This window comes from Streptomyces sp. NPDC015346 (assembly GCF_043078785.1).
In the GTDB taxonomy this organism is placed as follows: domain Bacteria; phylum Actinomycetota; class Actinomycetes; order Streptomycetales; family Streptomycetaceae; genus Streptomyces.
This window is the reverse complement of sequence record NZ_JBIBTW010000004.1, coordinates 166,947-193,945: the sequence shown is the minus strand read 5'-3', so window position 1 is coordinate 193,945 and position 26,999 is coordinate 166,947. Positions and strand designations below refer to the sequence as shown.

Here is a 26,999-nt window from a genome sequence, read left to right as displayed (position 1 = left end):
ATTCAGTGCGCCGCGCGGACCCGGAGCCGGCCCGCCTCGGCCCGCGCCGCCACCCGCGCGCTGTGCGTCCCGTACAGCGTGATCGACACGACGCCGAGGACCGCGACCAGGCCGAGCAGGACGGTGCCCGCCCAGCCGCCCGCGTGGAAGGCGACCGCGCCGAGCGTGCCGCCCGCGCTGCTGCCCAGGTAGTACGCGGACTGGTACAGCGCCGAGGCCTGCGCCCGCCCGGTCCGCGCCGTACGGCTCACCGAGGAGGAGGCGACCGCGTGCCCGGCGAAGAAACCGGCCGTGATCAGCACCAGGCCGAGCAGGACGGCGACCAGCGCGTCGGCCAGCGAGAGCAGCAGACCGGCCGCAGTCGTCCCGACCGCGAGGTAGAGCGCCCCGCGCCGGCCCAGCCGGCCGACCAGCCGGCCGGCCGCGGCGGAGGAGACCGTACCGACGAGGTAGACCAGGAAGACCGACCCGATCACGCCTTGGGGGAGCGAGAACGGCGCCTCGGCCAGGCGGTAGCCGATGACCGTGTAGACCGCGCCGAACACCGTCATGAACAGCGCGCCGATCGCGTAGAGGCGCATCAGCAGCGGGTCGGAGAGGTGGGGGCGGACGGCCCCGGCGAGAGCCTTCGGACCACGCGAGCCGGGGGTGAAGTGGCGGGCCTTCGGGATCAGCAGCCGGAAGACCACCGCGCCGGCCGCGGCCAGCAGACCGACCGCGAGCAGCCCCGCACGCCAGCCCCACGCCTGGGCCGCCCAGCCGGTGACGATCCGCCCGCTCATGCCGCCGATCGAGTTGCCCGCGACGAACAGGCCGATCGCGGCGATCAGCGCCTTCGGCCGCACCTCCTCGGCGAGGTAGGCCATCGCCGAGGCCGGCAGACCCGCGAGCGCCGCGCCCTGGACCGCCCGCAGGGCGATCAGCCACTCCAGGTTCGGGGCGAAGGGGATCAGGAGCCCGACGACGACCGCGACCACGAGGGAGGCGGTCATCATCGCGCGCCGCCCGAAGCGCTCGGAGAGGGCGCTCAGCGGCAGGACGAGGAGGGCGAGGGCGCCGGTCGCGGCGGACACCGTCCAGGAGGCGGCGGACGCGGTGGCGCCGAACTCCGCGGAGATCGCGGGGAGGAGGGCCTGGGTGGAGTAGAGGAGCGCGAAGGCGGCGACTCCGGCGGCGAAGAGGGCGAAGCTCATGCGGCGGTGGCCGGGGGCGCCGGGGGCAAGGCGGGTGTCGGCGGCCGTGCTGGTGGCGGCCGCCTTGGTACTGGCGGAAGGCATGCCTCGAACGTAGGCCGAACCGTTTCATGCGTCCAATGCACGGAACTGCTGTAATCGTTCCCATGGTGCATGAGTACAGGTCACAGGGTCGGCTGTCACCGAACAGTAACGAAGAAGACATGGGACTGCTGCTCGCGCCGCGGCTCGCGTACTTCGCGGCCGTGGCGCGGCACGAGCACGTGACCCGGGCGGCGGCCGAGATGGGCGTGCCGCAGTCGACGCTCTCGCGGGCCATGGTCCGGCTCGAACAGGACCTGGGCGTCGCCCTGTTCGCCCGCCGGGGACGGACGGTCTCGCTCACGCCGGCCGGCCGGACCTTCCTCGCCTCCGCCGAGCGGGCGCTCGCGGAGGTGGAGCGGGCGGCGGACTCCGTACGGGCCGACGCGGACCCGACGGCCGGGCGGGTCGCCTTCGGATTCCTGCACACCATGGGCTCGGAGACGGTGCCCGGTCTCATCCGGGCCTTCCGGGTCGACCACCCCCGGGTGCGGTTCACCCTGGTGCAGAACTACGGCGAGGCGATGATCGAGCGCCTGCGGGCGGGCGACCTGGACCTGTGCCTGACGTCGCCGGTCCCCGACGCCCCGGACCTGGTCGCCCGGCGCATCGACGAACAGCGGCTGCGGCTCGTCGTCCCGGACGACCACCGGCTCGCCTCCCGCAAGCGGGTCCGGCTCGCCGAGGCCGCCGACGAGACCTTCGTGACCCTGGAGCCCGGCTACGGGCTGCGGCGCATCACCGACGACCTGTGCGCCGAGGCCGGGTTCAAGCCCCGGGTCGCCTTCGAGGGCGAGGAGGCCGAGACCCTGCGCGGCCTGGTCGCGGCCGGCCTCGGCGTCGCCCTGCTCCCCCCGCCGGCCGTGCCGCGCCCGGGTGTCGTCGAGCTCAACGTGACCGCACCCCGCGCCGTCCGCGAGATCGGCGTCGCCTGGCTGGACGGCCACCCCGACACGGCCCCGGTGGCGGCCTTCAAGAAGTTCCTCCTGAGCAAGCGGGGAACCCTGCTGCCGGAGTGAGCCGCCAGGACGGGCGGGTGCCGCCACGACCGGCCGCCGTGCCGCCAGGACCGGTCGCCGTGCCGCCGCGACCGGTCGCCGTGCCGTCAGGACCGGAGCGAGCGGCCGAAGCCCGCCGCCAGGGGCATGCGCAGTCCCAGCGGCGGCGGGGCCGCCAGCGCGTCGGCGACCGGGCGGGCGTAGGGACGGGCGAAGAGCGAGCCCATGACGAAGTCGACGGCCAGGGCGTGGACTTCGTCCCGGTACTGGCGCAGCGCGTGGCCGTCCGCGTGGACCTCGAAGCGGCAGGTGTCGCGGTTCGCCTTCTTCGCCCGGTCCGCCAGCCGGTACGACAACTCCGGGTCCACCCGGGCGTCGTTGGTGCCGTGCGCGATCAGCACCCGGCGTCCGGCCAGCTGCCGCACCGGTTCCGGTTCCGCCGCCACGTCGTCCTCCGGCAGCCAGGGGGCCAACGCGAGCACGGTGTCGACGGCCGCGTGCCCGGCCGCCCGCAGCGCGGCCCGCGCACCCATGCCGTAGCCGGCCAGGCAGACGGGGACGTCGCCGTAGCGCCGTACCGTCTCCGCCACCGCCCAGGCCGCGTCCGCCGCCAACCCGGCGTCCGCGCCGTTCCAGCCGCGCCCCCGGTAGCGCACCACGTGCGCGACCAGGCCGTCGCCGCGCCCCGCCGCGGCCAGTCGCCGGCCGAGCGGCAGTATCGCCGCGTGGGCCAGGGCCGAGGCGCCCCGCGCGGACGTCACCTCCCCGTCGGGGAGGAGCAGCACCACCCCGCCCACCGCTGTGACCGGGTGCGATGCGCCGACGGGCCGTCCGAGCCGGGGCGTCCGGCCGCCGGCAGTCCCTACGAGTGCGGAGTGCGCCATGGCAGAACAGTCTCAGAAGCCGAGGTGTACGCCATCCGTACGCGCGGTCACTGTTACGTATCGACAGGCGAGTGGAGAGGGAGCGCTCTACGCGCGTAGGCGCTAGAGTGCGAAAATGACGAGCCAGATCCCGAACGTCCCCACCACGGACCAGATCCGCCGCGCCCCGAAGGTGCTCCTGCACGACCACCTCGACGGCGGACTGCGCCCCGGCACGATCATCGACCTCGCCCGCGCCCAGGGCTACGGCGACCTCCCCGAGACCGAGCCCCACAAGCTGGGCCTCTGGTTCCGCGAAGCCGCCGACTCCGGTTCGCTGGAGCGCTATCTGGAGACCTTCGCGCACACCTGCGCCGTCATGCAGACGCGTGAGGCGCTCGTGCGCGTCGCCGCCGAATGCGCCGTGGACCTCGCCGAGGACGGTGTCGTCTACGCCGAGGTGCGCTACGCCCCCGAGCAGCACCTGGAGGCCGGGCTCACCCTCGAAGAGGTCGTCGAGGCGGTCAACGAAGGCTTCCGCGAGGGCGAGCGCCAGGCCAGGGAGAAGGGCCGGCGCATCCGCGTGGGCGCGCTCCTGACGGCGATGCGGCACGCCGCCCGCGCCCTGGAGATCGCCGAACTGGCCAACCGCTACCGCGACTCGGGCGTCGTCGGCTTCGACATCGCGGGCGCCGAGGCGGGCTACCCGCCCACCCGCCACCTCGACGCCTTCGAGTACCTCAAGCGGGAGAACAACCACTTCACCATCCACGCCGGCGAGGCCTTCGGACTGCCGTCCATCTGGCAGGCGCTGCAGTGGTGCGGCGCCGACCGGCTCGGCCACGGCGTCCGCATCATCGACGACATCGAGGTCGCCGAGGACGGCTCGGTGAAGCTCGGACGGCTCGCCGCGTACGTACGGGACAAGCGCATCCCGCTGGAGATGTGCCCGACCTCCAACCTCCAGACCGGCGCGGCCGCCTCCATCGCCGAGCACCCCATCGGTCTGCTCCGCAAGCTCCACTTCCGGACCACGGTCAACACCGACAACCGGCTCATGAGCGGCACGAGCATGAGCCGGGAATTCGAGCTGCTGACCGAGGCGTTCGCTTACACGCTCGACGACATGGCGTGGTTCACGGTCAATGCGATGAAATCAGCGTTCATTCCTTTCGATGAACGCCTCGCCATGATCAACGACGTCATCAAGCCCGGATATGCCGAGCTGAAGTCCGAATGGCTGTTCAAGCAGACCGCCACGACCAGCGAGTCTTCCCGTACGACGGGCTGACGGAACATTTCGGTGAGGGCCCGCGGCGGCCGGGGGAACACGCCCCCGGCCGCTTTTCGGTGTTTGCGGGAGCGTCGTGTGGTGGCTAGTTTGCGAAGCCGCTCTGCGTTTTCCCCGCATTTCCCTGCTTTCCCGAAGCTCCAAGATCCCCAAGGATGATTTTCTGATGAAGCAGTCTGCCGCCAAGAAGCTCGGTGTCGCCGCTCTCGGTGCCGCTTTCGCCGCTGCCGCCGCCGGCACGGCCTCCGCCGCCCCGAGCGTGCCCGCCGCCCCCGAGGCGCTCGGCCTGGTCACCCAGACCGTGCCGCTGGGCGACGGCCTCACCGAGCTCCCCGACGGCGCGTCCGAGTCCCTCGCCGGCGGCGAGGGGGCGCTCGGTCACGGGCTCGACCACGGAGTCAAGGCCGTCCCCGGCACGCTGGCCCAGCCCACGAAGAGCGTCAACCTCGACAGCACGACCGACGTGCTCAAGGACAACCCCGCCGCCAGCCTCCTCGGCGGCCTGCCCCTCAAGGGCGCCCTGCCGATCGGCTGAGTCCTCCTCGCGCCGATGGGGCGCGCACCCACTCCGGGTGCGCGCCCCATTGGCGTACGTACGTCGTCCCGTGCTCCTACCAGGCCGTGCTCGCCGACTTCTCGGCCGGCAGCAGCATCCACAGCGCCAGGTAGAGCAGGAACTGCGGGCCGGGCAGCAGGCAGGAGACGAGGAAGATGACCCGCATGGTCGTCGCCGAGGTGCCGAAGCGCCGTGCCAGCGCTGCGCACACTCCGCCGATCATGCGGCCGTCACGGGGGCGGACAAGTGCGGCCATGGTGGGCTCCTTCGAGAGGCGTGTCCCGGAAGCCGCTCCGTCGGGCTCCCGTTGACTCCATACTCGCCCCGGACCGCGGGACAAAACGTCGGTCTACGGGGCGATCCCGACCCTGGGAATCGTCGGGGTAGCCCCCTGAGTCCCCTCGTCCCGCAGCAGGGCGGAACCCCGGCCCGGCCTGGTCCCCGAGGAGGACCGACGCCTCCTCGCGTCCCTCCCGCGGCGCAGCCGCGCCCGCCCGGCCGGCACCACGAGCACATGGGCCAGCGCCACCCCCGCGGTGTTCAGGATCAGCGAGTCCACGTCCACGACCTGCCCCGGCACGGCGGTCTGCAGCAGTTCGACGGCGAGGGAGATCAGCGCCCCCGCCGCGACGGTACGGGCCAGGGACGCCCACGGCGCCACGTACAGCCGCCCGTCGGCCATCGGCAGCAGGACGCCGAGCGGCGCCAGGAGCAGCAGCCCCTCACCGATCCGCCGGGCCGCCTCGGCCGGGCCGAGCGCCAGATCCGCCTTGATCCCGGCCAGTGGTCTCAGGTTCGGCGCCATCACCCAGGCCACGTCGAGTGGGCGGAGAGTCACCCAGGCGACGAGCAGCAGATGCGCGAGGAGGAGGGCGAACCCCGCCACGCGTACGACCACGGCGGCACTGCCGCCCGAACCTTGACGCTGCACGCCCCCCAAGACGCGCACCGCACCGGAATCGGTTCCGCCGCCTTCCCGGCAGCCCGGTTCAGGACGCCGAGGGCTTCGGCGGGGCCGCCACCGGGGGAGTCGAAACCGCGGTCGTGGGGACCGCCGAGTCGGGCCGCTGCCTCACCTCGGCGGTGCACCGGTAGCGGCGCGGGGCGTAGTCGCCGGGACCGCCGAGCACCACCGTGTCCTCGCCCGCGCCGGCCGAACTCTCCGCGAAGGTGCAGACGATCTGTGACAGCGCGGTCGCCGTCAGATCCTCCGGCTGCCTGCTCAGCCGCAGTGTGTCCGCCGGATCGCCCTCGCGACCGCCGGTCACGGTCAGCGGGCCCTTGACGGCCGTGGAGAAGCCGGCCTGCCGCTCGCTCTGCGACGGCTCGCTCTGCAACTGCGCGAGCAGCGCGGCCGCGGTCCGCACCGGATCCCCGCCCGCCTTCTCCTCCTGCAGCGGCGACCGGCGGTCCACCGCGTCCAGCTGCGAACCGCACACCAGGAACACCCGGACCGCGATCCCCGTCGTCTGCGCGGCGGCCTCGTCGCCGGAGACACTGCACGGCACCCGCGAAGGGGCCGGACCCGCGTCCACGGGCACCGATGTCGTCCGGATCCCGCACCCGGCGGCGAGCCCGGCCAACACCAGGGCCGCCGCGCCCACTCCCGTACGGCGAAGTCGGCTCAACTCTCCTCCACCCCGCCCCGCTCGCCGGCCTCCGCGCCCGTATCCGTGTCCGCATCCGTATCCGCGTCGGCGTCCTGCGGCAGTCGCAGGACGAACACCGCGCCGTCGCCGTCCGGCGAGTTCGCCGCGGTGATCGAACCGCCGTGGATCAGCGCGTTCTCCATGGCGATCGAAAGCCCCAGACCACTGCCGTCCGACCGGGGCCGGGACGCGCTCGCCTTGTAGAACCGGTCGAAGACGTGCGGCAGGACCTCCTCCGGGATGCCAGGACCGTGGTCCCGCACCTCGATGACCAACTCCCCGTCCTCCGTACGGATCGCCACCCGCACCGGCGAACCGCCGTGCTTGAGCGCGTTGCCGATCAGATTCGCCAGGATCACGTCCAGCCGGCGCGGGTCGAGCCGCGCCATGATCCCGCGCTCGGCGTCCAGCTCCACCGCGTCCAGCCAGGCCCGCGCGTCGATGCAGGCCGTCACCTGGTCGGCGACGTCGACGTGGTCCAGGACCAGCCGGGCGGTGCCCGCGTCGAAGCGGGTCACCTCCATCAGGTTCTCCACCAGGTCGTTCAGGCGCCGGGTCTCGCTCACCACCAGCGCCACGGCCGGCGCGATCATCGGGTCGAGGGAGTCCTGCTCGTCCTCCAGGACCTCTGTCACGGCCGTCAGCGCCGTCAGCGGGGTGCGCAGCTCGTGGGACATGTCCGCGACGAAGCGCCGGCTCGACTCCTCACGCGCGCTCATGTCCGCGACCTTCTTCTGCAAGGACTCGGCGGCGCTGTTGAACGTCCGCGACAGCTCGGCCAGTTCATCCGTGCCGGAGACCCGCAGTCGGGTGTCGAGCTTCCCCTCGCCCAGCTGCCTGGCCGCCTCGCCGAGCCGGTGCACCGGCCGCAGGACGGTGGTGGCCGCGGCCTGCGCGAGCAGCGCCGAGCCGACCAGCGCGAGCGCCGTCGCGATCCCCAGGGACCAGGCGAGCGAGTTCAGATCCGCCCGCTCGGCCTCCAGCGACTTGAACATGTAGCCCGTCGGACCGCCGCCGTCGATCTTCGTCCCGCCCACCAGGTACGGCGTCCCGCCGCGCTGCGTACGCTGCCAGAACAGGTGGTACGGATAGGGGTTGGCGTCCGTCACCGGCCGCTTGGTCTCCACCTGCTCCCGCAGGGCGCGCGGCACGTCCGCCAGCGTGAAGGTGTCCGGGTCCGAGGCCCCGGCGATCGGCTTGCCCGCGTCCCGCTCCCCGAGCAGCAGCACGCTGTAGCCGGCGCTGCCGCTCCCCATCTGCTCCGCGGTGCGCCGCAGCTCCTCCTCGGTGGGCCGCAGCGGCAGCGTCGCCGCCCGGTTCTGCATCTCCTGCCGGAAGTCGTTCAGCGCCCCGTCCTGGGTCCGGGTGAGGACGGCCTCGCGGTTCAGCCAGTACGCGATCCCGGAGGCGGACACGGCGGCGGTGAGCGCCACCAGGGCGAAGACGACCACCAGCCGCAGCCGCAGGCTGGTGAAGCGCAGCCCGGCGAACATCCCTCGTCTCACGCAGGGACGTCCAGCCGGTAGCCGACTCCGCGCACGGTACGGATCAGGGTCGGCGAGGACGGCACGTCCTCCACCTTGGCGCGCAGCCGCTGGACACAGGCGTCGACCAGACGCGAGTCGCCGAGGTAGTCGTGCTCCCACACCAGGCGCAGCAACTGCTGACGCGACAGCGCCTGTCCGGGGCGCCGGCTCAGCTCCAGGAGCAGCCGCAGCTCGGTCGGCGTGAGCTGCAGATCCTCGCCGTTCTTCGTCACCGTCATCGCCGAACGGTCGATGACCAGCGAGCCGAAGGTCGCCGAGTCGGTGGACTCCCGCTCGCCGCGCCGCAGCACGGCCCGGATCCGGGCGTCGAGGACCCGGCCCTGGACCGGCTTGACCACGTAGTCGTCCGCGCCCGACTCCAGGCCGACGACCACGTCGATGTCGTCGCTGCGCGCGGTCAGCAGGATGATCGGCAGCTGGTCGGTGCGCCGGATGCGCCGGCACACCTCGAAGCCGTCGATCCCGGGCAGCATGACGTCCAGCACGACCAGGTCGGGGCGCTGCTCGCGGAGCAGCTGCAGGCCGTCCTCGCCCGTCGCCGCGGTGGCCACTCGGTGGCCCTGGCGAGACAGGGAGAGCTCGAGGGCCGTGCGGATGGCGTCGTCGTCCTCGATCAGCAACAAGAAAGGCACGGACGCCATTCTGTCCCATGCGGCCACCGGAGTTCGACTGCGCGGCTCCCCCGGCCCCTGTGACACGGCTGTGACAGTCGGCGGACACCGCGATGAACTGGGCCGGGCAAGCTTCTTGGCACACGGACCGAAGCAGACTCCAACCGACGGGGGGCGCGAGATGAACGCACTGCACAGCACCACCTCGAGCGCAGTAGTCACGCGTCTCCACGACGTCGTACGGAGCGCCGAGAAGTCCGGCGCGGCGAACGGGCGGGGGTGCGTTCGCAGCGTCGGGCGTCAGCACAAGCCGCCGTACATGGTGGCCGTCGCTGACGGGGGAGCGGCGTACGGGGAGGTCACGGGGGAGCGGCAGCCGAAGCCGGAGACGGGGAACGCCGAAGCGGCGTTCACCGCCTACGTCCAGGAGCGCCGCGCCTCCCTGTACGCCACCGCCTACCACCTCACCGGCGACCGCTTCGAGGCCGAGGACCTGCTCCAGAGCGCGCTGTTCTCGACGTACCGCGCCTGGGACCGGATCAGCGACAAGGCGGCGGTGGGCGGCTACCTGCGCCGCACCATGACGAACCTGCACATCAGCGCGTGGCGCCGGCGGAAGCTCAACGAGTACCCGACCGAGGAACTGCCGGAGACGGCGGGCGACACGGACGCGATGCGCGGGACCGAGCTGCGGGCCGTGCTGTGGCAGGCGCTGGCCCGGCTGCCCGAGCTCCAGCGCACGATGCTGGTGCTGCGCTACTACGAGGGCCGTACGGACCCGGAGATCGCGGAGATCCTGGACATCAGTGTCGGCACGGTGAAGTCGAGCATCTGGCGCTCCCTGCGCCGGCTGCGCGAGGACGAGGTCCTCAGCTTCGGCCGTGACGAGGAGGAGTCCTTCGGCGAGCTGGTGGCCTGAAGGCAACGGGGGGCACGGGGGAAACACGGGGGACGTACGGGGGTACGGGGGAAAAGACGCGGGTCGGACAAGCCGGGGGGGCTTGTACGGCCCGCGTTTCCCGTTGTGCCGCCGCCGTCGTCGTGGTCTCCGGCGGCGATTCCTCAGCGTGCGGCGGGGGTGCGGTGGCGGCCGGCCGCGGCTGCGGCAAGCCGGCCCAGGGCCTCGTCCTTGGCGCAGGGGTGGGCGCCCAGGGACGCCTGGCGGGCCACGATGGAACGCTCCGCGCGCATCAGGCGCCAGCCTCGGCGCAGCAGGAAGGGGACCGACTTGCGGCCCTCCCTCAGGTCCCGCAGGAGCCGGCGGCGGAACGTCGTCGAGGGGCGGCCCCGCAGACAGAGCGCGTCCGCGAGCACGTCCAGCTCCTGGCAGCGCTCCACGATCTCCGCGGCGAAGATGCCCTCCGCCACGAACAGCGGCGTCCGCCCGATGTCCAGGGCGTCGTGGCCCACGCGCGCGCTGGTGGCGATGGAGTACACGGGGACGTCGGTCCGTCCCGTACGGCAGAGCTCCACGATCGCCGTGACGGCGGCGTCCGCGTCCCAGGAGTCCGGGGAGTCCCAGTCGATGTCGGCGCTGCCCGCCACCAGCGGGAGCGTCGGGTCGTCGCCCTCCTTGTAGAAGTCGTCGAGGCGCAGCACCGGGAGACCGGCGACGGCGGCGAGGGACGACTTGCCGGAGCCTGAGGGGCCCGCGAGCAGGACGACACGGGTCGGGATCGGTTGGGAACTCACGGGACACCAGTGTGAACCATTCCCTCGGGAAGGGGACCCCCGAGGGCGGGGGTTGGTATCGAGCGTCACACGTCCACTACGCTCGGTGCTCCTGCGGTCACTCCACGCTAAGGACCTCACATGGCGCGTCACGCTCACCCAGGCTCCAGGAAATCCCGCCGCGGCGCCCTGCTGAAGGCAGGGCTGACGCTGACGGCGGCCGGCGCGGCGGTACTCGGCCTGGGCGCCGCGGCCCAGGCCGAACCGGCGCCGCTGCCCGCCCCGGTGACCACGCTCGCCGGCAGCGACGCCGCCTCGACGCTCGGCGCCACGACGCACGCCGTGGGCCCGCTGACCGGTCTCCGGCTCGACCCGCTCCACAACACCGGCGTCGACACGCTGGAGAAGCTGCCGGTGGTCGGCGGGGCGACCGGGTCGCTTCCGAAGTAGCGGCACCGCCGCCGGCCTCGTCGAGCGCACGGCGAACGGCCCCCGGGCGCACACCCGGGGGCCGTTCGTCACCGTTTCGCTAGTACGCCGAGCCGGACGCGCCGAGCGAACCCGTCGGGTGCCAGACGGTCTTGGTCTCCAGGAAGGCCGTCAGGCGGTCCGTGCCGGGGGACTTCGTGAAGTCCACGGCGCGCGGGCGCAGGACGCGCTTGAGGTTGTCCGCCGCCGCGATCTCCAGCTCGCGCGCGAGATCGGCGTCCGCGCCCGTCAGGTCGATCGCGTTGACGTCCTGGTGGGCCGCCAGGTGCGGGCCCATCTCCGAGGCCTTGCCGGAGAGGATGTTGACCACACCGCCCGGCAGGTCGGAGGTGGCGAGCACCTCGCCGAGCGACAGCGCCGGCAGGGGCGCCTTCTCGCTCGCGATCACCACGGCCGTGTTGCCGGTCGCGATCACCGGGGCGATCACCGACACCAGGCCGAGGAACGACGACTCCTGGGGCGCCACGACCGTGACGACACCCGTCGGCTCCGGGGTGGAGAGATTGAAGAACGGGCCCGCGACCGGGTTCGCCCCGCCGACGATCTGGCCGATCTTGTCGGTCCAGCCGGCGTACCAGACCCAGCGGTCGACGGCCGCCTCGACGACCTCGGCCGCCTCGGACTTCGACAGGCCCTCCGCGTGCGCCACCTCGCGCACGAACTGGCTCTTGCGGCCCTCCAGCATCTCCGCGACCCGGTAGAGGATCTGGCCCCGGTTGTACGCCGTCGCGCCCGACCAGCCGCCGAACGCCTTGCGCGCGGCGACGACCGCGTCACGGGCGTCCTTGCGGGAGGAGAGCGGCGCGTTCGCCAGCCACTTGCCCTTGTGGTCCTGCACTTCGTACACCCGGCCGCTCTCGCTGCGGGGGAACTTGCCCCCGACGTACAGCTTGTAGGTCTTGAAGACGCTCAGACGGTTCTGCTCAACGCTGCTCATTTATCGCTCGCCCTCCGGGCTCGACGGGGCGAGGTACGCCTCCAGGCCGTGGCGGCCGCCCTCGCGGCCGAAGCCCGACTCCTTGTAGCCGCCGAAGGGCGAGGTCGGGTCGAACTTGTTGAACGTGTTGGCCCAGACGACACCGGCCCGGAGCTTGTTCGCCACGGCGAGGATCCGTGAACCCTTCTCGGTCCAGATGCCCGCCGACAGGCCGTACTGGCTGTTGTTGGCCTTCGCGACCGCCTCGTCGGGCGTACGGAAGGTCAGCACGGACAGGACCGGGCCGAAGATCTCGTCGCGGGCGATGGTGTGCGCCTGGGTGACGTTCGTGAAGAGCGTCGGGGCGAACCAGTAGCCGGCGGACGGCAGCTCGCAGGCCGGGGACCAGCGCTCGGCGCCCTCCGCCTCGCCCTTCTCCACCAGCGTGGTGATACGGGACAGCTGCTCGGCCGAGTTGATGGCGCCGATGTCGGTGTTCTTGTCCAGCGGGTCGCCGAGCCGCAGCGTCGAAAGGCGCCGCTTGAGGGAGTCGAGCAGCTCGTCCTGGATCGACTCCTGGACCAGCAGGCGCGAGCCCGCGCAGCAGACCTGGCCCTGGTTGAAGAAGATGCCGGTGACGATGCCCTCGACGGCCTGGTCGATGGGGGCGTCGTCGAAGACGATGTTCGCGCCCTTGCCGCCCAGTTCGAGGGTGAGCTTCTTGTCCGTGCCGGCCACCGAGCGGGCGATGGACTTGCCGACGGCGGTGGAGCCGGTGAAGGCCACCTTGTTCACGTCCGGGTGCTCGACGAGCGCGGCGCCGGCGTCTCCGTACCCGGGCAGGATGTTGACCACACCGCGCGGCAGCCCGGCCTGGCGGCAGATGTCCGCGAAGAACAGCGCGGAGAGCGGGGTCGTCTCGGCGGGCTTCAGGACGACCGTGTTGCCGGTCGCGAGCGCCGGGGCGATCTTCCACGCCAGCATCAGCAGCGGGAAGTTCCACGGGATGACCTGGCCGGCGACGCCCAGCGGACGCGGGTTCGCGCCGTAGCCGGCGTGGTCGAGCTTGTCGGCCCAGCCCGCGTAGTAGAAGAAGTGCGCGGCGACCAGCGGGAGGTCCGCGTCGCGGGTCTCCTTGATCGGCTTTCCGTTGTCCAGGGTCTCCAGGACGGCCAGCTCGCGGCTGCGCTCCTGGATGATCCGGGCGATCCGGAAGAGGTACTTGGCGCGCTCGGAGCCGGGCAGCGCCGACCACTTCTCGAACGCCTTACGGGCCGCCTTCACCGCGCGGTCGACGTCCTCGGTGCCCGCCTGGGCGACCTCGGAGAGGACCTCCTCGGTGGCGGGCGAGACGGTCTTGAAGACCTTGCCGTCGGCCGCCTCGACGAACTCGCCGTCGATGAACAGGCCGTACGACGGGGCGATGTCGACGACGGACCGCGACTCGGGCGCGGGAGCGTACTCGAATGCAGATGCCATGATGATCAGTCCACCGTCACGTAATCGGGGCCGGAGTAACGGCCGGTCGCCAGCTTCTGACGCTGCATCAGCAGGTCGTTGAGCAGGCTGGAGGCGCCGAAGCGGAACCAGTGGTTGTCCAGCCAGTCCTCGCCGACGGTCTCGTTGACCAGGACCAGGAACTTGACGGCTTCCTTGGTGTTGCGGATGCCGCCGGCGGGCTTCACGCCGATCTGGACGCCGGTCTGGGCGCGGAAGTCGCGCACGGCCTCCAGCATGAGCAGCGTGTTGGCCGGGGTGGCGTTGACCGCGACCTTGCCGGTCGAGGTCTTGATGAAGTCCGCGCCGGCCATCATGCCGAGCCAGGAGGCGCGGCGGATGTTGTCGTACGTGGAGAGCTCGCCGGTCTCGAAGATGACCTTGAGGCGGGCCTTGTCGCCGCACTCCGCCTTGATCGCGGAGATCTGCTCGAAGACCTCCAGGTAGTGGCCGGCGAGGAAGGCGCCACGGTCGATGACCATGTCGATCTCGTCGGCGCCGGCGGCGATCGCGTCACGGGTGTCCGCGAGCTTCACGGGGAGCGCGGCGCGCCCGGCCGGGAAGGCGGTGGCGACGGAGGCGACCTTGACGCCGGAGTCCCCGAGGGCGGCCTTGGCGGTCGCCACCATGTCGGGGTAGACGCAGACCGCGGCGGTCGTCGGGGCCGTACGGTCGGTCGGATCGGGGTTGACGGCCTTGGCGGCGAGCGCCCGGACCTTGCCCGGGGTGTCCGCGCCCTCGAGCGTCGTCAGGTCGATCATCGAGATGGCCAGGTCGATGGCGTACGCCTTGGCCGTGGTCTTGATCGAGCGGGTGCCGAGGGACGCGGCGCGTGCTTCCAGGCCCACGGCGTCGACGCCGGGCAGCCCGTGGAGGAAGCGGCGCAGCGCACTCTCGGACGTGGTCACGTCGGCGAAAGGGGATGCTGCGGATGCAGTGGTGGGCATGGTCACCAGTCGAGCATATCTACGCGCGTAGCGACCTGTACAGCCCCGAGGTTCGTCAGGGCGAGAGGTGACCGCTGTCACAGAGCGGTGACATGGAACGGACGGCTCCCGCATACAAGATCATTAAATTTCTTCTCGCAGCCAGCCAGAACTCGACGGCCCCACTCGCACGAGATGTCAGCGGCATGCGGCTCTTCCTCACCCACCTGTTCTGATTCACAGGAGTCGTTATGCGCACCGCCCTCCGCACCGCCCTCGCCACCGCGCTCGTGGCAGGTGTCGTGATCACCCCCGCCGTCACCGCCGGCACGGCCTTCGCCGACGAGGCGAAGCCCGCCGTCACCGCCACCGCCACCGTCCCCGTCCCCGGCACCTCGCCGGACGCGGACACCAAGAGCGCCCCGGCCCGCACCGTCCCGCTCGACGGCGGACTCACCGCCCAGGACCGGGGCAGCAACGGCCAGGGCCCCGCCACCCCCGTCGGCGACAGCCTCGGCAAGCACAAGCTCGCCGACGGCACCACGGGCGAGCTGTGGCGCAAGGCCAAGGGCTGGTACACGCTGGAGCTCCTCACCGCCGACGGCAGGCCGCGCGGCAGCGTCACCGCCGGCGGCCCCGAGGGCGCGGCGGAGCAGGGCGCCCAGTTCGGCGAGATGTGGGTGACGCTCGACAACACCGGCCGGATCGGCTCCTGGCTCAACCGGAACCTCGGCACCGACTACTCCGACATCCGTGAGGGCTGCACGGTGACCCGCAACAGCGGCTCGGGCTTCGACGACGTGAGCCTGCGGCTGGTCAACAGCCCGTCGGGCGCGGTCGCCCGGCTCAGCAGCGACAGCAAGGTCCTGGTGACCCTGACGCTCAAGAAGCCGACCGGCCTCGCCGGCGGCGTGTGGATGACGCAGCCGGCCGACGCGGCCGTGCCGACTCTGAACATGCGCACCGCTGACCCGAAGGTGAACTTCGACCTGGAGTTCCCGGCGCTGCCGAAGGGCTGCGACCCCGCCACACCCGGCACCGCGCCGACCACGCCCGCGCCGACCACGCCCGCGCCGACCACGCCCGCGCCGACCACGCCCGCGCCGACCACGCCCGCGCCGACCACGCCCGCCCCGACCACGCCCGCCCCGACCACGCCCGCCCCGACCACGCCCGCGCCGACCACGTCCGGGCCCGCCGGCACCTCGACGCAGACCACCGTCGTGCCCAGGGGCGGCGTCGCCGCCGGAGCGGAGACGGGGAGCGTGGAGAGCGCCAACGACTCGGCGCTGATGGCCTCCGGTCTGGGTGCGGCCGCCGTCGTCGCGGCCGGTCTCGGCTTCCTCGTCCTGCGCCGCCGTTCCGCCGCCGCCGACCGCGGCTGACCCGTACCGACCGTTCCACCCCTGCCACTGACCCGAGCAGGAGCACCACCCCACCCCGGGCCGGCCGCCGCACCCCCTGTGCGGCGGCCGGCCGCACCCCGTCCGGAGCCGCCCCGTGCACCGCCGTCGTACCGCCCCCGCCCTCCTCGTCCTCGTAGCCCTGGCGGCTCTCACCGGCTGCGCCGGACACGACGCCGGGGCCGCGGCCGCCCTTCCGCCCGCCCAGGTGTCCGAGACCGCCGCGCCCGCCCCGACGGGCAGCGCCGCGGCCGTCCGGCCGCTGCCGCGCTCGAAGCCGGTCCGCGTCCGGCTGCCCGCCGCCGGGGTCGACACCGGGCCCGGCGGCCCGGTCCTGGAACTCGGCCTCGCCCCGGACGGCACGGTCGAGGTCCCGTCCGAGGCGGAGGCCGACCGCATCGGCTGGTACGACAAGGGCGTCACGCCCGGCGAGACCGGCCCCGCGATCCTCATCGGCCACTTCGACACCGCGCGCGGCCCCGCCGTCCTCAGGAACGTCTCGAAGGTCCGCGTCGGCGACGAGATCACCGTCACCCGCGCCGACGGCACCGACGCCGTCTTCCGGGTGCGCGAGCTGGAGCAGGTCGACAAGAAGAGCTTCCCGACCCGGAAGGTCTACGGGAACACCACGCGGCCGGAGCTGCGGCTGATCACCTGCGGGGGCGAGCTGGTCGACGGCCACCGCCCCGACAACATCGTCCTCTACGCCGATCTGGTCACCCGAGCCGCCTGAGCCGCCCTGAGCCGCCTGAGCCGGGCGCCGGGCGCTGAGGCAGAATCGGCGGTATGACGAGCCCCCAGCCGCCCGCCGAGCCGGCCTACGCCGACCGCGTCTTCCGTTCGCCCCTCGGGATCGCGGGCGGTGTCCTGCTGATCGCCCTCGCCGTCTGGTTCTGCGGCGACGCGATGGTCCGGGGCGAGGGCCGCGCACCGTGGGTGGCGCTGGCGGCCCTGCTGCTCGTGGTGCCGCTCGTCGTGGCGTTCACGGTCCGGCCCGCGGTGTACGCGAACGACGACCGGCTCAGGATCCGCAACCCGTTCCGCGACATCACCCTGCCCTGGGCGACGGTCGCCGACGTCCGCGCCTCGTACTCCAGCGAGGTCCTGACCCGCGAGGGCACCAAGTACCAGCTCTGGGCCGTCCCCGTCTCCCTGCGCCAGCGCAAGCGCGCGGCCCGGCGCCAGACGCGCGCCGCCCAGGACGACCCGCACGGCCGCACCTCCGTCCACGTGGACGTGAGCGATCAGGCCCGCCTCGCCCCGGCCGACCGGACGGTCGCCGACCTCCGCGACCTCGCCGAGCGCCGGGCCTCCCAGCCGGGCGCCCAGGGCGAGCCGCGCGTGCGCTGGGCCTACGAGATCATCGCCCCGGCGGCGGCCGGGCTCGTGCTGCTCGTCGTCCTGCTCGCCACGCGGTAGGGGAGAGACCAGGGCTTACGGCGGGCCGTTCCAGATCAGGAGCATGTGACCGCCCAGCCAGGCGGAGGACAGGGCCGCGCCGGCGAGCACCAGGGCGGCCACATGGCGGCGGGCCCGGCAGATCGCGAGCGCCAGGGGCAGCAGCAGCGGGAAGCCCGGCAGCAGGAAGCGGGCGCGCGGGAAGTAGACGCCGCCGCTGCCCAGGACGACCAGGAGCAGCACTCCCGAGAAGACCAGCAGGAGCACCGGCTGGCGGTCGGCGAGACAGAGCGCGAACAGCGCCGCCGCGACGATCAGCGTCAGCGAGACCATGACCAGGAACAGCTTCGGTTCCTCGGCGTAGACCAGATGGCCACGCAGCTTCCGCAGGGTGACCGAGCCGCCGTCCCACTCGTTGCTCCACTCCTTCTGGACCGCGAAGTAACCGTCCCAGCGGCCGAGGCGCAGCCCCACCCACCCGACGTAGCCCAGCCAGCCGAGCGGCGCGACGAGGGCCGCGGCCAGGGCCGGGCGGCTGCCGCGCCGGGCGGCGAGCAGCGCGGCGACGGTGACCGCCGCCGCGACCGCGACCCCGGTCGGCCGGGTCAGGCCCGCCCCGACGGCGAGTCCGGCCGCCCACGCCCAGCGCTTGTCCATCGCCGCGTACAGCGCCCAGGCGGCGAGCGCGGTGAACAGCGATTCCGTGTAGCCCATCCACTGGACGGCGGCGACGGGCAGCGAGCCCCAGAGCACCGCGAGGACCGTTCCCACCCGGCGGCCGTACAGCCGGTCGCCGACCGCGAAGATCCCCCAGGCGGCGATCAGCGAGCAGAGCACCGCGAGGATCAGGCCCACGGAGGCGCGTGAGCCGGGGGTGACGGCCGCCACCGCCTTGACGAGGGCCGGGTAGAGCGGGAAGAAGGCCAGGTTCCTGGGGCCGACGGACGCCCCGGGGCCGAAGCCGGGGCCGAAGTCGGGGCTGGGATCGAGGGCCGGCTCGTACCCGTACCCGCCGTCGGCGATGCCCAGGTACCAGCGGGAGTCCCAGCCGTTGGCGAGCAGCGGCCAGACGCCGTGGCCCTTGAGGTGCGTCCAGCGGATCAGGACGGCGAGCGCCAGGAGCCGTACCGCCAGATAGCCGAGGAGGGCGGGGGCCGCGTGCCGCAAGGTGCCGCGCACCCGCTTCGGAATCCCCGCGCCGAGCGGGGGCGGAGGCCGCCGCGAGGCGGGCACGGTCGGTCGGGCGGTCAGGACCGGGGGCACGGGGGCGGCTCCAGGGGTGAGCGGCGGGATACCGGGTCACCCTGGCGCGGACCACCTGATCGCGGGACGCGCGTTGCATCCGTTGCCGTACGGAATTCACCCGTTCGGGCAAGCGCCGAGGGGCCCGTACGGAAGATTCCGTACGGGCCCCTCGGCGTTTTTCAGCGGCGCGTGCTCGAAGCGCGTGCTCGAAGCGGGCCGCTCAGAGGCCGGCGGCCGCCGACAGGTCGCGCTTGATCGCGGCGAGGATCTCGGCGCCCTTCGCCCGGGCCGACGACAGCTCGCTCGCGTCGCCGACCGGGACCACGACCTCCAGGTAGCACTTCAGCTTGGGCTCGGTGCCGCTCGGGCGCACGATGACCCGGGCCTTGTGCTCGCCGTCCAGGTAGTAGCGCAGGCCGTCCGTCGGGGGCAGCGAGTCCGTGCCCTTGGTCAGGTCCTCGGCGGTGGTGACCGTCAGCCCGGCCAGCGAGACCGGCGGACGCTCCCGCAGCGCGCTCATCGCGTTCGCGATGACGCTCAGGTCCTCGACCCGCACCGACAGCTGGTCCGTGGCGTGCAGCCCGTGCGCGACCGCGAGGTCGTCGAGGAGGTCCGTCAGCGTACGGTCCTTCTCCTTCAGCTCCGAGGCCAGCTCGGCGACGAGGAGAGCGGCCGTGATGCCGTCCTTGTCGCGGACGCCCTCGGGGTCGACGCAGTACCCCAGCGCCTCCTCGTAGCCGTACCGCAGCCCCTCCACGCGGGCGATCCACTTGAAGCCGGTCAGGGTCTCCTCGTAGCCCACCCCGGCCGCCTCGGCGATCCGGCCGAGCAGCGAGGAGGACACGATCGACTCGGCGAAGACGCCCCGCGCCCCCTTGTGGACCAGGTGCTCGGCGAGCAGCGCGCCGACCTCGTCACCGCGCAGCATCCGCCAGCCGCCCACGACCGTCCCGTCCGGCACGGCCACCGCGCAGCGGTCGGCGTCCGGGTCGTTGGCGATCACGAGGTCCGGCTCCACGACCCGGGCCGCCTCGAAGGCGAGGTCCATGGCGCCCGGCTCCTCCGGGTTCGGGAAGGCGACCGTCGGGAACGCCGGGTCCGGCTCGGCCTGCTCGACGACGAGCGCCGGCGCCGGGAAGCCGGCGCGGGCGAAGGCGGCCGTCAGGACGTCCTTTCCGACGCCGTGCATGGCCGTGTAGACGGTCCGCGCGGTGCGCGCGGAGCCGGGGGTCAGGACGGCGTCCGTACGGGCGAGATAGGCCTCCACGACCTCGTCGCCGAGGGTCTCCCAGCCCCCCGACGGGCGGGTCACGTCGTGCAGCGAGCGCACCGCGTCGATCTCGGCGGCGATCTCGGCGTCGGCCGGCGGCACGATCTGCGAGCCGTCACCGAGGTAGACCTTGTAGCCGTTGTCGCGCGGCGGGTTGTGGCTCGCGGTCACCTCGACACCGGCGACGGCGCCCAGATGCCTTATGGCGAACGCGAGGACGGGCGTCGGCAGCGGGCGGGGCAGCAGCGCGGCGCGCAGCCCGGCGCCGGTCATCACGGCGGCGGTGTCGCGCGCGAAGTCGGCCGACTTGTAGCGGGCGTCGTAACCGATCACGACCAGACCGTCGGTCTGCCCCTTGGCCTTGAGGTACGCGGCGAGTCCCGCGGCCGCGCGGATGACGACCGAGCGGTTCATCCGCATCGGCCCCGCGCCCAGCTCGCCGCGCAGCCCGGCCGTACCGAACTGCAGCGTGCCGCTGAACCGGGCCGCGAGCTCGCGCTCGTCACCGGCCTCCAGGAGCGCGGCGAGCTCCTCGCGGGTCTCACTGTCGGGGTCCTCGTCGAGCCACGTCCGGGCCCGGGCGATGAGGTCCTGCGTCACGGTGTGTGCCTCTCTGCTGCTGTCGTACGAGGTCGGGGTACGGACGGACACGCGGGTACGGGTACGCGCGCCGCTCTCGCTCCACACGTACCCGTACCCGTACCCCGGTGGCGCCCGAAGGCGTCCGTCAGATCCGGTCGAGCACCCGGGTGAGCAGCTCGCCCATGCGGGCGGCCGAGTCGCGGCCCGCCTGGAGGACCTCCTCGTGGTTCAGCGGCTCGCCCGAGAGGCCCGCCGCCAGGTTGGTGACGAGGGAGATGCCGAGCACCTCGGCGCCGGCCTCACGGGCCGCGATGGCCTCCAGGACGGTGGACATGCCCACCAGGTCGCCGCCCATGACCCGGACCATGTTGATCTCGGCCGGGGTCTCGTAGTGCGGGCCGGGGAACTGCACGTAGACGCCCTCTTCGAGGGTCTCGTCGACCTCCTTGCACAGCGCGCGCAGCCGCGGCGAGTACAGGTCGGTCAGGTCCACGAAGTTCGCGCCGACGATCGGGGAGGCGGCGGTCAGGTTGATGTGGTCGCTGATCAGGACCGGCTGGCCGGGGCGCATGCCCTCGCGCAGGCCGCCGCAGCCGTTGGTCAGGACGACGGTCTTGCAGCCGGCGGCGACGGCGGTGCGCACACCGTGGGCGACGGAGGCGACGCCCCGGCCCTCGTAGAAGTGGGTGCGGCCCAGGAAGACGAGCGCGCGCTTCTCGCCGATCTTGTACGAGCGGACCTTGCCGCCGTGGCCCGCGACGGCCGGGGCCGGGAAGCCGGGCAGCTCGGTGACCGGGAACTCGGCCTCGGGGGCGCCGAGCGCGTCGACGGCCGGCGCCCAGCCGGAGCCCATGACCAGGGCGACGTCGTGGGTCTCGACTCCGCTCAGCTCGCGAAGACGGGCGGCGGCGGCCTCGGCGGCCTCGTACGGGGTGGCAGTTGCGTTCACTGACTCTCTCGCCTCGGGGAGGGGGGTCCGAGGGGAGCCCCGGACGGATTTCCTACGCGCAGAAGCGTAGCCCGAGAATGCCTACGCGCGTAGATGACGATGCTGACGGACATGGGATCGTTGTCTTGTCGTTTCCGACGAATGGCGTAGCGGACTCGGCCCGGACGTCTCAGCAAGGACGCTTGCGGAGCTCCATCACGTAGTCGTGAGGTGCCCCGGCCGATTCGGCCGCGTCCGCGATCTCGCCCAGGTAGCGTGCCGACGGCAGCCCGCCCTCGTACGCGTTCAGGACGTACAGCCACACCGGCTCCTCGCCCTCCAGGGTGTCCACCCGCACCCGCATCCGGCGGTAGATGTCCAGGCCGACGCCCTCCCAGCGGTCCATCGAGTCCTCGTCCGCCGGAGCGATGTCGTACAGCGCGACGAAGACCTGGGAACGCGGCGCCTCCACGATCGTGGCCAGCGCCCCCTCCCAGCCCATCTGCTCCCCGCCGAAGGTCAGCCGCCAGCCGTTGAGCCAGCCGGTGCCGCGCAGCGGTGAGTGCGGGGCGCGGCGGGTCATGAGCCGCGCGTCGAGGTTGCCGGCGTACGCGGCGTAGAGCGACATGGGACCGAGGGTACGGGAGGGGACGGGGAACACGCGGAAGTACGTGATCGCGGCCGTACGGAGGCCCCGACGAGAGCCCGCGCCCGGCGTACGGGACAATGGGGTACGCACTTGAAGCGTGCGGGACAATGGCGTACGCACTGCAGCCCAGCGGGGGACCCCCCGGCAGAACGAGAGCGCGAGGCGTGACCCACGTGACCCGGATCGTGATCATCGGCGGCGGACCCGGCGGATACGAGGCAGCCCTGGTGGGCGCCCAACTCGGCGCGGAGGTGACCGTCGTCGACACCGACGGCCTCGGCGGCGCGTCCGTCCTGACCGACTGCGTCCCCTCGAAGACCCTCATCGCCACGGCCGAGGTGATGACCACCTTCGACTCCTCGTACGAAGAGCTCGGCATCATCGTGGCCGACGACACCCCGCACGTGGAGCAGGCCGCCCGGGTCGTCGGCGTCGACCTCGGCAAGGTCAACCGCCGGGTGAAGCGCCTGGCGCTCGCCCAGTCCCACGACATCGCCGCGTCCGTCACCCGGGCCGGTGCCCGCGTCCTGCGCGGCCGCGGCCGGCTCTCCGGCCGGCAGGCCGTGGACGGATCCCGCCAGGTGATCGTGACCGCCGCCGACGGCACCGAGGAGTCGCTGACCGCCGACGCCGTGCTGATCGCGACCGGCGGCCACCCGCGCGAGCTGCCGGACGCCCAGCCCGACGGCGAGCGGATCCTGAACTGGACCCAGGTCTACGACCTCAAGGAGCTCCCCGAGGAGCTCATCGTGGTCGGTTCCGGCGTCACCGGCGCCGAGTTCGCCGGCGCCTACCAGGCCCTCGGCTCCCGGGTGACCCTCGTCTCCAGCCGCGACCGCGTGCTCCCCGGCGAGGACCCGGACGCCGCCGCCGTCCTGGAGGAAGTCTTCCGCCGCCGCGGCATGAACGTCATGGCCCGCTCCCGCGCCGAGTCCGCCAAGCGCGTCGGCGAGCGCGTCGAGGTCACCCTCTCCGACGGCCGGGTCATCTCCGGCACCCACTGCCTGATGGCGGTCGGCGCGATCCCGAACTCGGCCGGCATGGGTCTGGAGGAGGCCGGGGTCCGGCTGAAGGACTCGGGCCACATCTGGACCGACCGGGTCTCCCGTACCTCCGCCCCGGGCGTCTACGCGGCCGGTGACGTCACCGGTGTCTTCGCGCTGGCGTCGGTGGCGGCGATGCAGGGCCGGATCGCGATGTACCACTTCCTCGGCGACGCCGTCGCCCCGCTGAACCTGAAGACGGTCTCCTCGAACGTCTTCACCGACCCGGAGATCGCCACCGTCGGCTACACCCAGGCCGACGTGGACGCGGGCAAGATCGACGCCCGGGTGGTCAAGCTGCCCCTGCTGCGCAACCCGCGCGCGAAGATGCAGGGCATCCGGGACGGCTTCGTCAAGATCTTCTGCCGCCCGGGCACCGGGATCGTGGTCGGCGGCTGTGTCGTCGCCCCGAAGGCGAGCGAGCTGATCCATCCGATCTCGATCGCGGTCGACAACAATCTGACGGTCGAACAGATCGCAAACGCTTTCACCGTGTACCCCTCCCTGTCGGGCTCGATCGCCGAAGTGGCACGGCAGTTGCACACCCGAAAGACCTCGGGCGAGGGCTGACCGGCCCTCCCGCCTGGGAAGATCTGGACAACCCCCGGCAACAAGGGGCATAGAGCGAGCAACGACGGGGCCTCCCATACCACTTGGAGGCCCCGTCTGTGCGCATCTTCTGCAATTCGGGCCAGAGTGCTGAAAAGCATCGGCCGCTCAGGTTACTGTCAGTTTCGTGTTCGCTGCAGAACGTCGTCAGTTGATCCTCGAAATGGTGCGCGCCAACGGTGCCGTGTCGCTCCGTGAGCTCGCCCGCGTCGTCCAGACCTCAGAAGTGACCGTACGGCGAGACGTGCGGGCACTGGAGGCAGAAGGACTCCTCGACCGCCGACACGGCGGTGCGGTACTACCGGGCGGCTTCACGCGAGAGTCCGGATTCCCGCAGAAATCCCATCTCGCGACCGCGGAGAAGACCGCCATCGCCGACGTGGCCGCGAGCCTCGTCGAAGAGGGCGAGGCCATCGTCGTCGGTGCCGGAACCACCACGCAGGAGCTGGCCCGCCGGCTCGCCCGCGTGCCCGGCCTCACCGTGGTCACCAACTCCCTGCTCGTCGCCCAGGCGCTCGCCCACGCCAACCGGGTCGAGGTCGTCATGACCGGCGGCACGCTGCGCGGCTCGAACTACGCGCTGGTGGGCAGCGGGGCCGAGCAGTCCCTCCAGGGGCTGCGGGTCTCCCGCGCCTTCCTGTCGGGCAGCGGCCTGACCGCCGAGCGCGGCCTCTCCACGTCCAACATGCTCTCGGCGAGCGTGGACCGGGCGCTGGTGCAGGCGGCGGCGGAGGTCGTGGTCCTGGCCGACCACACCAAGCTCGGCACGGACACCATGTTCCAGACGGTGCCCACGGACGTGATCACCCGACTGGTCACCGACGAGCCCCCGGCGCACGACGACCGGGCCGCGACGGAGCTCCAGGCGCTGGCCGACCAGGGTGTCCAGATCGCCGTGGCCGGGACGGGCGTGGGTACGGGAACGGGCGGGGGCGGTGACGCGGTCCCGCCGGGTGGCAGGGCCCGCCGTGACGTCCCGCTCCCGGGGCAGCGGGCGGCCAGGCATCCGGGCGCCGGCCAGTTCCGGGGCGGCCCGGCCTCCCTGGGCGGCGAGGTCCTTCCGCCGGAGCGGACCGCGCGCGTCGCCGACATGCGGCGCCGCTGATCCGGAGAAGCCTTACGTCCTGAGGCCCTTGAGGGTCAGGGAGAGCAGCCGGTCGGCCACGTCCTCGTCCCCCGGGGACTGTTCGGAGGCCAGTGCGATCGCGTTGGTGAGCTGCATCAGGTCCCGGATCGACACGTCCGTACGGACCGCCCCCGCCTGCTGGGCCCGGGACAGCAGGATCTCGCCGGCCGAGCGCAACGGCACGCTGCACCGAGCCAGCGCCGAACTCTCGTCCTGCGACGCCGACATGAGCGCGTGCGCGAGCCCGCGGTACTCACTCGCGTGGGTGATCAGCGCGCGGAGCCACTCGACGAGCGCCCGGCACGGGTCGGGGGCCTTCGCGAGGTCACGGGAGCGCTGGAGGAGGGCCGCCAGCGCCTCCTGGAAGACCGCGCTCATCAACGCGTCCCGGCTCGGGAAGTGCCGGTAGAGCGTCCCGATGCCGACCCCCGCGCGACGGGCGACATCCTCCAGAGAGGCGTCGGTGCCGTGCTCGGCGAACGCGGCACGTGCCTCGCTCAGCAGCCGCTCATGGTTGCGGCGCGCGTCGGCGCGCATGGGACCCACCCCCGTTCCTGTCGGCGAAGGGCCCGCAGGCGGTGTGTGCCTGCGGGCCCTTCGTACCGTACCTGCGGACCGTTGATCAGTCCTTGATCTCGCAGATGGGGGCGCCGGAGGTGAGGGAGGCGCCGATCTCGGCGGTGAGGCCCTTGATGGTGCCGGAGCGGTGGGCGTTGAGGGGTTGTTCCATCTTCATGGCTTCGAGGACGACGATGAGTTCGCCTTCTTCGACGTGCTGGCCCTCTTCGACGGCGATCTTGACGATGGTGCCCTGCATGGGGGAGGCGAGGGTGTCGCCGGAGGCGGTGGGGCCGGACTTCTTCGCGGCGCGGCGTTTGGGCTTGGCGCCGGCGGCGAGTCCGGTGCGGGCCAGGGTCATGCCGAGGCTGGAGGGGAGGGAGACTTCCAGGCGCTTGCCGCCGACCTCGACGACGATGGTCTCCCGGCCGGTCTCGTCCTCTTCGTCGGTGTCGGTGCCGGTGGGGGTGAACGGCTTGATGTCGTTGACGAACTCGGTCTCGATCCAGCGGGTGTGGATCGTGAACGGGTCGGAGGTGAAGGCGGGGTCGGTGACGACGGCCTGGTGGAAGGGGATGGCGGTGGCCATGCCTTCGACGGTGAACTCGGCCAGGGCGCGGGCGGCGCGCTGCAGGGCCTGTTCGCGGGTGGCGCCGGTGATGATCAGCTTCGCCAGGAGGGAGTCCCAGGCCGGTCCGATCACGCTGCCGGATTCGACGCCGGCGTCGAGGCGGACGCCGGGGCCGGTGGGCGGGTTGAAGGTGGTGACGGTGCCGGGGGCGGGCAGGAAGCCGCGGCCGGGGTCTTCGCCGTTGATGCGGAACTCGATCGAGTGACCGCGCATGGGCGGGTCGTCGTAGCCGAGGGGCTCGCCGTCGGCGATGCGGAACATCTCCCGCACGAGGTCGATGCCGGTGACTTCTTCGGTGACGGGGTGTTCGACCTGGAGGCGGGTGTTGACCTCGAGGAAGGAGATGGTGCCGTCGGTGCCGACGAGGAATTCGACGGTGCCGGCGCCGACGTAGCCGGCTTCCTTCAGGATCGCCTTGGAGGCCCGGTACAGCTCCGCGTTCTGCTCGGCGCTGAGGAAGGGGGCGGGGGCTTCTTCGACGAGTTTCTGGTGGCGGCGCTGGAGCGAGCAGTCGCGGGTGGAGACGACGACGACGTTGCCGTGGGTGTCGGCCAGGCACTGGGTCTCGACGTGGCGGGGCTTGTCGAGGTAGCGCTCGACGAAGCATTCGCCGCGGCCGAAGGCGGCGACGGCCTCGCGGACGGCGGAGTCGTACAGCTCGGGCACTTCTTCCAGGGTGCGGGCGACCTTCAGGCCGCGGCCGCCGCCGCCGAAGGCGGCCTTGATCGCGATCGGCAGGCCGTGCTCGCGGGCGAAGGCGACGACCTCCTCGGCGCCGGAGACCGGGTCGGGGGTGCCCGCCACCAGCGGGGCACCGGCCCGCTGGGCGATGTGGCGGGCGGCGACCTTGTCACCGAGGTCGCGGATGGCCTGCGGCGGCGGGCCGATCCAGATCAGACCGGCGTCCAGGACGGCCTGGGCGAACTCGGCGTTCTCCGAAAGGAATCCGTAGCCGGGGTGGATCGCGTCCGCGCCGGAGTCCTTCGCCGCTGAAAGGACCTTGGCCATGTCCAGATAGCTGCTCGCCGGGGTGTCACCGCCCAGAGCGAACGCCTCGTCGGCCGCGCGGACGTGCAGAGCGTCCCGGTCCGGATCGGCGTAGACGGCTACGCTCGCGATCCCGGCATCCCGGCACGCCCTGGCGACGCGGACAGCGATTTCGCCACGGTTGGCGATGAGCACCTTGCGCACGATGGCTCCCTCCTTGAAACAAGCTGAGTTTAGGGACTGCCGACACGGCTTCTCGACCCGTCCCCAGTGGTGAGCTTG

The 26,999-nt window shown here is 72.5% G+C and carries 27 protein-coding genes; 10 read left to right on the top strand and 17 right to left on the bottom strand.

Annotated elements, in window-relative coordinates; genetic code table 11:
* Positions 1–2 precede the first annotated feature (2 nt).
* Positions 3–1,277, bottom strand: coding sequence for an MFS transporter (locus ACF06X_RS15935; protein WP_392287878.1), 1,275 nt, complete (start codon positions 1,275–1,277; stop codon positions 3–5).
* Positions 1,278–1,339: 62 nt separating this feature from the next.
* On the opposite strand from ACF06X_RS15935, the gene ACF06X_RS15930 reads away from it, so the two are divergent.
* Positions 1,340–2,293 (top strand): LysR family transcriptional regulator, encoded by a 954-nt coding sequence (locus ACF06X_RS15930; RefSeq protein WP_158989706.1) that lies wholly within the window; start codon positions 1,340–1,342, stop codon positions 2,291–2,293.
* An 86-nt stretch (positions 2,294–2,379) separates the two neighbouring features.
* On the opposite strand, the gene ACF06X_RS15925 is transcribed toward ACF06X_RS15930, so the two are convergent.
* Complete coding sequence (locus ACF06X_RS15925; protein ID WP_392287877.1) at positions 2,380–3,156, bottom strand: alpha/beta hydrolase; 777 nt, start codon at positions 3,154–3,156, stop codon at positions 2,380–2,382.
* A gap of 115 nt (positions 3,157–3,271) precedes the next feature.
* Here ACF06X_RS15925 and ACF06X_RS15920 point away from each other — a divergent pair, with 115 nt between their 5' ends.
* On the top strand, positions 3,272–4,426 hold the full coding sequence (locus ACF06X_RS15920; protein ID WP_392287876.1) for an adenosine deaminase: 1,155 nt from the start codon (positions 3,272–3,274) through the stop codon (positions 4,424–4,426).
* Positions 4,427–4,592: 166 nt separating this feature from the next.
* Positions 4,593–4,961 carry a hypothetical protein gene (locus tag ACF06X_RS15915; RefSeq protein ID WP_392287875.1) on the top strand — a complete coding sequence of 123 codons (369 nt, stop codon included), beginning with the start codon at positions 4,593–4,595 and terminating at the stop codon, positions 4,959–4,961.
* Positions 4,962–5,037: 76 nt separating this feature from the next.
* On the opposite strand, the gene ACF06X_RS15910 is transcribed toward ACF06X_RS15915, so the two are convergent.
* From ACF06X_RS15910 to afsQ1, 5 genes are all read right to left on the bottom strand, one after another.
* Entirely contained in the window at positions 5,038–5,238 is a 201-nt protein-coding gene (locus tag ACF06X_RS15910; protein ID WP_392287874.1) for a PspC domain-containing protein, read from the bottom strand.
* A gap of 93 nt (positions 5,239–5,331) precedes the next feature.
* Positions 5,332–5,913: a VanZ family protein gene (locus ACF06X_RS15905; RefSeq protein WP_392287873.1), complete on the bottom strand. Its 582-nt coding sequence runs from the start codon at positions 5,911–5,913 to the stop codon at positions 5,332–5,334.
* A 58-nt stretch (positions 5,914–5,971) separates the two neighbouring features.
* A complete protein-coding gene (locus ACF06X_RS15900) occupies positions 5,972–6,610 on the bottom strand; it encodes a hypothetical protein (protein ID WP_392287872.1) in 639 nt (212 codons plus the stop codon).
* A complete protein-coding gene (locus tag ACF06X_RS15895) occupies positions 6,607–8,124 on the bottom strand; it encodes an ATP-binding protein (protein WP_392288419.1) in 1,518 nt (505 codons plus the stop codon). Before ACF06X_RS15895 ends, ACF06X_RS15900 begins: the two co-directional genes overlap by 4 nt.
* Before the next feature lie 8 nt (positions 8,125–8,132).
* The gene (afsQ1, locus tag ACF06X_RS15890) at positions 8,133–8,810 is read right to left on the bottom strand and encodes a two-component system response regulator AfsQ1 (RefSeq protein WP_189600923.1); all 678 of its coding nucleotides are present in this window, start codon (positions 8,808–8,810) and stop codon (positions 8,133–8,135) included.
* A 160-nt stretch (positions 8,811–8,970) separates the two neighbouring features.
* On the opposite strand from afsQ1, the gene ACF06X_RS15885 reads away from it, so the two are divergent.
* Positions 8,971–9,708, top strand: coding sequence for a SigE family RNA polymerase sigma factor (locus ACF06X_RS15885; RefSeq protein ID WP_392287871.1), 738 nt, complete (start codon positions 8,971–8,973; stop codon positions 9,706–9,708).
* A gap of 143 nt (positions 9,709–9,851) precedes the next feature.
* Here the strand turns inward: ACF06X_RS15885 and ACF06X_RS15880 are convergent, their stop codons facing one another.
* Positions 9,852–10,550, bottom strand: a complete 699-nt coding sequence (locus tag ACF06X_RS15880; RefSeq protein ID WP_392287870.1) for a uridine kinase — start codon at positions 10,548–10,550, stop codon at positions 9,852–9,854.
* Between the two features lie 51 nt (positions 10,551–10,601).
* On the opposite strand from ACF06X_RS15880, the gene ACF06X_RS15875 reads away from it, so the two are divergent.
* The gene (locus ACF06X_RS15875; protein WP_392287869.1) at positions 10,602–10,910 is read left to right on the top strand and encodes a hypothetical protein; all 309 of its coding nucleotides are present in this window, start codon (positions 10,602–10,604) and stop codon (positions 10,908–10,910) included.
* Positions 10,911–10,989: 79 nt separating this feature from the next.
* Here the strand turns inward: ACF06X_RS15875 and ACF06X_RS15870 are convergent, their stop codons facing one another.
* From ACF06X_RS15870 to deoC, 3 genes are read right to left on the bottom strand one after another with little or no spacing between them, the layout of a single operon-like run.
* The gene (locus ACF06X_RS15870; RefSeq protein ID WP_392287868.1) at positions 10,990–11,886 is read right to left on the bottom strand and encodes an aldehyde dehydrogenase family protein; all 897 of its coding nucleotides are present in this window, start codon (positions 11,884–11,886) and stop codon (positions 10,990–10,992) included.
* Complete coding sequence (locus ACF06X_RS15865) at positions 11,887–13,344, bottom strand: aldehyde dehydrogenase family protein (protein ID WP_392287867.1); 1,458 nt, start codon at positions 13,342–13,344, stop codon at positions 11,887–11,889. It lies immediately after the preceding gene.
* A gap of 5 nt (positions 13,345–13,349) precedes the next feature.
* On the bottom strand, positions 13,350–14,309 hold the full coding sequence (gene deoC / locus ACF06X_RS15860; RefSeq protein WP_392287866.1) for a deoxyribose-phosphate aldolase: 960 nt from the start codon (positions 14,307–14,309) through the stop codon (positions 13,350–13,352).
* Positions 14,310–14,539: 230 nt separating this feature from the next.
* Between deoC and ACF06X_RS15855 the strand changes: the two genes are divergently transcribed.
* From ACF06X_RS15855 to ACF06X_RS15845, 3 genes are all read left to right on the top strand, one after another.
* Positions 14,540–15,673, top strand: coding sequence for a hypothetical protein (locus ACF06X_RS15855; protein WP_392287865.1), 1,134 nt, complete (start codon positions 14,540–14,542; stop codon positions 15,671–15,673).
* 115 nt (positions 15,674–15,788) lie between these two features.
* Positions 15,789–16,424 carry a class F sortase gene (locus ACF06X_RS15850; RefSeq protein ID WP_392287864.1) on the top strand — a complete coding sequence of 212 codons (636 nt, stop codon included), beginning with the start codon at positions 15,789–15,791 and terminating at the stop codon, positions 16,422–16,424.
* Between the two features lie 53 nt (positions 16,425–16,477).
* Positions 16,478–17,110: a PH domain-containing protein gene (locus tag ACF06X_RS15845; RefSeq protein ID WP_392287863.1), complete on the top strand. Its 633-nt coding sequence runs from the start codon at positions 16,478–16,480 to the stop codon at positions 17,108–17,110.
* 15 nt (positions 17,111–17,125) lie between these two features.
* Here ACF06X_RS15845 and ACF06X_RS15840 read toward each other — a convergent pair whose 3' ends face one another.
* From ACF06X_RS15840 to ACF06X_RS15825, 4 genes are all read right to left on the bottom strand, one after another.
* Positions 17,126–18,352 (bottom strand): hypothetical protein, encoded by a 1,227-nt coding sequence (locus tag ACF06X_RS15840; protein WP_392287862.1) that lies wholly within the window; start codon positions 18,350–18,352, stop codon positions 17,126–17,128.
* A 202-nt stretch (positions 18,353–18,554) separates the two neighbouring features.
* Positions 18,555–20,204 (bottom strand): phospho-sugar mutase, encoded by a 1,650-nt coding sequence (locus ACF06X_RS15835; RefSeq protein ID WP_392288418.1) that lies wholly within the window; start codon positions 20,202–20,204, stop codon positions 18,555–18,557.
* Positions 20,205–20,331: 127 nt separating this feature from the next.
* On the bottom strand, positions 20,332–21,135 hold the full coding sequence (locus ACF06X_RS15830; protein ID WP_392287861.1) for a purine-nucleoside phosphorylase: 804 nt from the start codon (positions 21,133–21,135) through the stop codon (positions 20,332–20,334).
* 169 nt (positions 21,136–21,304) lie between these two features.
* Positions 21,305–21,742, bottom strand: coding sequence for a gamma-glutamylcyclotransferase (locus ACF06X_RS15825; RefSeq protein WP_158989730.1), 438 nt, complete (start codon positions 21,740–21,742; stop codon positions 21,305–21,307).
* 194 nt (positions 21,743–21,936) lie between these two features.
* Between ACF06X_RS15825 and ACF06X_RS15820 the strand changes: the two genes are divergently transcribed.
* Together ACF06X_RS15820 and ACF06X_RS15815 are read left to right on the top strand one after the other, a co-directional pair.
* Complete coding sequence (locus ACF06X_RS15820; RefSeq protein WP_392288417.1) at positions 21,937–23,376, top strand: NAD(P)H-quinone dehydrogenase; 1,440 nt, start codon at positions 21,937–21,939, stop codon at positions 23,374–23,376.
* Positions 23,377–23,578: 202 nt separating this feature from the next.
* Positions 23,579–24,520, top strand: a complete 942-nt coding sequence (locus ACF06X_RS15815) for a DeoR/GlpR family DNA-binding transcription regulator (RefSeq protein WP_392288416.1) — start codon at positions 23,579–23,581, stop codon at positions 24,518–24,520.
* Positions 24,521–24,532: 12 nt separating this feature from the next.
* On the opposite strand, the gene ACF06X_RS15810 is transcribed toward ACF06X_RS15815, so the two are convergent.
* Together ACF06X_RS15810 and ACF06X_RS15805 are read right to left on the bottom strand one after the other, a co-directional pair.
* Positions 24,533–25,078 (bottom strand): TetR/AcrR family transcriptional regulator, encoded by a 546-nt coding sequence (locus ACF06X_RS15810; RefSeq protein WP_392287860.1) that lies wholly within the window; start codon positions 25,076–25,078, stop codon positions 24,533–24,535.
* A gap of 85 nt (positions 25,079–25,163) precedes the next feature.
* A complete protein-coding gene (locus ACF06X_RS15805) occupies positions 25,164–26,921 on the bottom strand; it encodes an acetyl/propionyl/methylcrotonyl-CoA carboxylase subunit alpha (RefSeq protein WP_392287859.1) in 1,758 nt (585 codons plus the stop codon).
* Positions 26,922–26,999 lie beyond the last annotated feature (78 nt).